Raw genomic sequence first — 3,828 nt, forward strand, 5'->3', positions numbered from 1 at the left:
CAATGACCCAGTTTTAAAGCTTGGTGCTAGGCGCTGGGCGCTCGGCGCTGCTTTTAGTCATTGCGAGCGCAGCGAAGCAATCCATTCTTTTCGCTCTAAGCTTCAAGCTTCCCGCTTCAAGCTATGTTTTAGGCTTCCAGCTTCCAGCTATCTTTTAGCCCTTACCATTAAAAATTTCGCTTTTATCTTTATTTTTCCGTGGGTTCCGTTGCCAAAGATCTTGGTTTTAGTTTTTCTGAAAACAGTCTTTTTCAGATCTTATCTCTATTTTTTAGCGGATTTCGCGGGTTTCGTTGCAAAAAAGGTTTATGTTGCTCTTTTGACCTTCATCCAACATTGCCGTTAATAGCCTTTAGCTCCTATATTCCCCTATGTCGGGTCGGCGGCTGGGGCCGTGTAGCGCGATATCAACTGGGTGAAACGCTTTAATAGCCTCAAAACAAAAATCGCCCACGGCTCTGTGTAAAGACTGAGGATCATGATTAGTAATAATAATCACACTTTTCGCCAAATTACGACGCCGGCGTAATAAATGACCCAAAAAGCTCGACTGGCTTTCAGCTAAGCGTGCGCGGTTAGCCGACACTTCATCGAGGATCAACAAATCCACTTCCTCTAACGCTTTGCGATACTGATTACGCGTCTCTTGTTCTTCTAGCACCCCAAAAAACAGCCGATCAACCACAGACGCCCACTGCTGAAAAATCACCGACTTTTGATGCTGATGAATAAGCTCATGCGCAATCGCGCCTGCCAAGGTCGACTTGCCGGTGCCAAAATCTCCATAAATTAAAATAGCCGCACCGCCTTTTAATTTCCAATGCTCAAAAGCATTAATAAAATGATGCGCCGTTTCAATATGATGCCCTAAAGCGGGGTCGTTAATATCCATATTATCGAACACCCACTCAGGGTTAAGATCGGCCTGAGCTAACAAACGCTCGGTGCGTTGTTGCTTCGCTTGAGCCTGAGCCTGTTGCACATCTTTATTGGCTTGCTGCTCATATTGACGCTTCAGCTCAAAGTAATCATATTCCGGCAAAGTGCCGCCTGCGCGCAACTGCTGTATTCGGTTAAGTACTTGCGTCACTTCTCCTCCTGCCGCAGTTGGCGTGGTGTCTTTTTCTGGCTTAGGGCGACGGCGACGACGAGCGATATCATTAAGATCGGCGGCAATTTCTTCAGCTGTCTTTTTCATTGGCATCACTGTCCTCTGTGGGTGGGGTGGGCTTACTTATCTTAGGGGCCGTGTTAGCTTGGCTTTTATCAGCGCCAGTTGCTACATCACTATGCAAACGCTGAGCCTCTGCCATCATTTGCTGTGCTCGTTTACTGGGGCCCGTCTCGTTTTGCACCGCTAAGGGCGGTTGTTGCTGGTAACCGGTTTCAGCTAAGGGGGCAGGGGATCGCTTAATACTGCGTTGATTTTTTAGCTTACGTACGAGTTTTAGCATCCATTGGTGCTGATTTTCAAACACTTCTGGGCGGCCTAACCAATAGGCAATAAACTCACCCAGCTCAGTATCATCTATGTGGCTATCTAATAAACCACACAATCGTGCCAAACCTGCAAACTGATCATCGGGTCGCCAATCTGGGTGCATCGCAAACTGACGAGACGGCAGTGCCGCCAGACCTTGTAAACGCTTTAACGGTAATGAAAATACCGCACCGTGATAATGCTGCGGATGCGGATTTTCTACCAAGCTTAATAACCCCACCGCCAACAGCTCATCAACCAAGTCGGTTAACGTAGCAGGGGTTACCCGATAACGATATTCTCCCTCACCTTGTACCGCTAACGCTTTACCCAACACCGGATAATCTAGCGCCTGAGTATGCTCTCCGCGCGCTTGATGCCTCAAATAAAATTGATACAAACTACGCGCCGGATGCGACAACTTAGGAGACGTAAGCGCCTGATACTCTGCCGGTGTCATTATCGTTATCTACTCCCCCTACTTTGGCTTACAAGGTTAACTGCTTTAAATATTGGCGAAAATCATCCCCAAGCGTTGCATGGCGCATACCATATTCAACATTGGCCATCATTAAGCCCAGCTTATTACCACAGTCATGGCTTTTGCCAGTAATATGATGGGCATCCACCGCTTGTTGCTCCATTAACATGGCAATGGTATCGGTCAACTGAATTTCATCGCCTTTACCCAAGGGCGTTTTACTTAACAACGGCCAAATATCTGCGCTTAACACATAACGGCCCACTACCGCTAAGTTAGAAGGCGCCTCTTCACGATCAGGCTTTTCCACCATAGCCGTAATAGGCGCCGATTTACCTTGCGTTAACAAAGCACTGCCTAAATCTACAATACCAAACTGATCTACCTGCTCTTTAGCAACCGGCTCTACCAAAATTTGGCTGTGGCCACTTTCAGCAAAGGCACTGATCATTGCCGCCGTATTATCTTGCTGTAAATTACAGGCTGCATCGTCAATTAAAACATCGGGCAGCAAAATTGCAAACGGCTCGTCACCTACTAACGGGTGCGCACATAAAATGGCATGGCCCAAGCCTTTCGCTTCGCCTTGGCGCACATGCATTATGGTGACATCGGGCGGACAAATACGTTTTACTTCATCCAACAGCTGGCGCTTTACCCGCTTTTCTAGGGTTGCTTCTAATTCAAAACTGGTATCAAAGTGGTTTTCAATGGAGTTTTTACTGGCATGAGTCACCAACACAATCTCTTTAATACCCGCTTTTACCGCCTCATTTACCACATACTGAATCAGCGGCTTATCCACCACTGGCAGCATTTCTTTAGGAATCGCCTTAGTCGCAGGCAGCATACGCGTGCCCAAACCAGCCACCGGGATTACGGCTTTACGAATAGCCGGTGTAATAGCTGCGCGAGCCTCTGGCAATGGCGTGTCAGTTGAGTGGGATACTTGGTCATTAGAAGATGATGTTGTAGATGGCATACTAAATAAAGTCACAGTAAATGAAGAATGCTCTATCATAACCAATAGCAGCCCTCCCGACCATCTTAAGGAGGGCTAGCAGGTTATAACGTATTAATAATAAGCAGTTACTTGCTTAATAAGTGTCGATTCTTTTCAACCGTTGCCGGGCCAATACCACTTACCTCAGCCAAATCATCAACCGAGTCAAAAGGACCATTCGCTTCTCTATATTCCACAATGGCTTTAGCCTTAGCCGAGCCAATACCGGTTAACATGGCCAACTGCTCCATATTGGCATCATTTATATTAATGCTGGTAATCACCGCATCCTGAGCCTCTGGCGCATCTTGCGCCAAACTGGGCGTAGAAAAAGCAAATAACGCGAGCAAAAGGCTTATTAATAAGGGCTTATTCATATCATCACTCCTTGATGAAGGTGTTTGAAAAATGTTCACTTGAACACTTTCAAGCCTCGACCATAAACCCAGATTTATCCAATAAATGATTGAAAAATAGTCAGGCGGGTGAAGGGCAATGTTGAATGTTAGATTTTGAATGTTGAATTAACTGACAAAAAAGACTAAAGATATTTGCAACGTAATCCACTGAACCCACGGAAAAATAAAGATAAAAACGAAATTTTTATTGGTAAGAGCTAAAAGATAGCTGAAAAGCGGTGAATAGGGATCAGGGATTAGAAAAACTAAAACCAAGATCTTTGGCAACGGAATCCACTGAACCCACGGAAAAATAAAGATAAAAGCGAAATTTTTAATGGTAAGGGCTAAAAGATAGCTTGAAGCGGGAAGCTAGAAGCCTAAAACATAGCTTGAAGCTGGAAGAAAAACTCTAGATTGGGAACGGCACAGCCTGAAGGATGGATTGCTTCGTGCCTCGCAATGA

Annotated in this window: 5 protein-coding genes; 1 reads left to right on the forward strand and 4 read right to left on the reverse strand. The window is 45.7% G+C overall.

What is annotated here, in order from left to right; genetic code table 11:
- On the forward strand, nt 1-346 hold a 346-nt coding region (locus tag ACTHY5_RS11525; RefSeq protein WP_441879795.1), incomplete at its 5' end, for a hypothetical protein.
- A 6-nt stretch (nt 347-352) separates the two neighbouring features.
- Here the strand turns inward: ACTHY5_RS11525 and ACTHY5_RS11530 are convergent.
- From ACTHY5_RS11530 to ACTHY5_RS11545, 4 genes are all read right to left on the reverse strand, one after another.
- The gene (locus ACTHY5_RS11530; RefSeq protein WP_441879798.1) at nt 353-1,198 is read right to left on the reverse strand and encodes a DnaA ATPase domain-containing protein; all 846 of its coding nucleotides are present in this window, start codon (nt 1,196-1,198) and stop codon (nt 353-355) included.
- Entirely contained in the window at nt 1,182-1,940 is a 759-nt protein-coding gene (locus ACTHY5_RS11535) for a DnaT-like ssDNA-binding domain-containing protein (protein ID WP_441879800.1), read from the reverse strand. Before ACTHY5_RS11535 ends, ACTHY5_RS11530 begins: the two co-directional genes overlap by 17 nt.
- Nucleotides 1,941-1,968: 28 nt before the next feature.
- The gene (galU, locus tag ACTHY5_RS11540; RefSeq protein ID WP_441879803.1) at nt 1,969-2,982 is read right to left on the reverse strand and encodes a UTP--glucose-1-phosphate uridylyltransferase GalU; all 1,014 of its coding nucleotides are present in this window, start codon (nt 2,980-2,982) and stop codon (nt 1,969-1,971) included.
- A gap of 68 nt (nt 2,983-3,050) precedes the next feature.
- Complete coding sequence (locus ACTHY5_RS11545; protein ID WP_441879806.1) at nt 3,051-3,341, reverse strand: ComEA family DNA-binding protein; 291 nt, start codon at nt 3,339-3,341, stop codon at nt 3,051-3,053.
- Between the last annotated feature and the right edge of the window lie 487 nt (nt 3,342-3,828).

The sequence above is a fragment of the Oceanisphaera sp. genome, from assembly GCF_052084945.1.
Lineage (GTDB): Bacteria > Pseudomonadota > Gammaproteobacteria > Enterobacterales > Aeromonadaceae > Oceanimonas.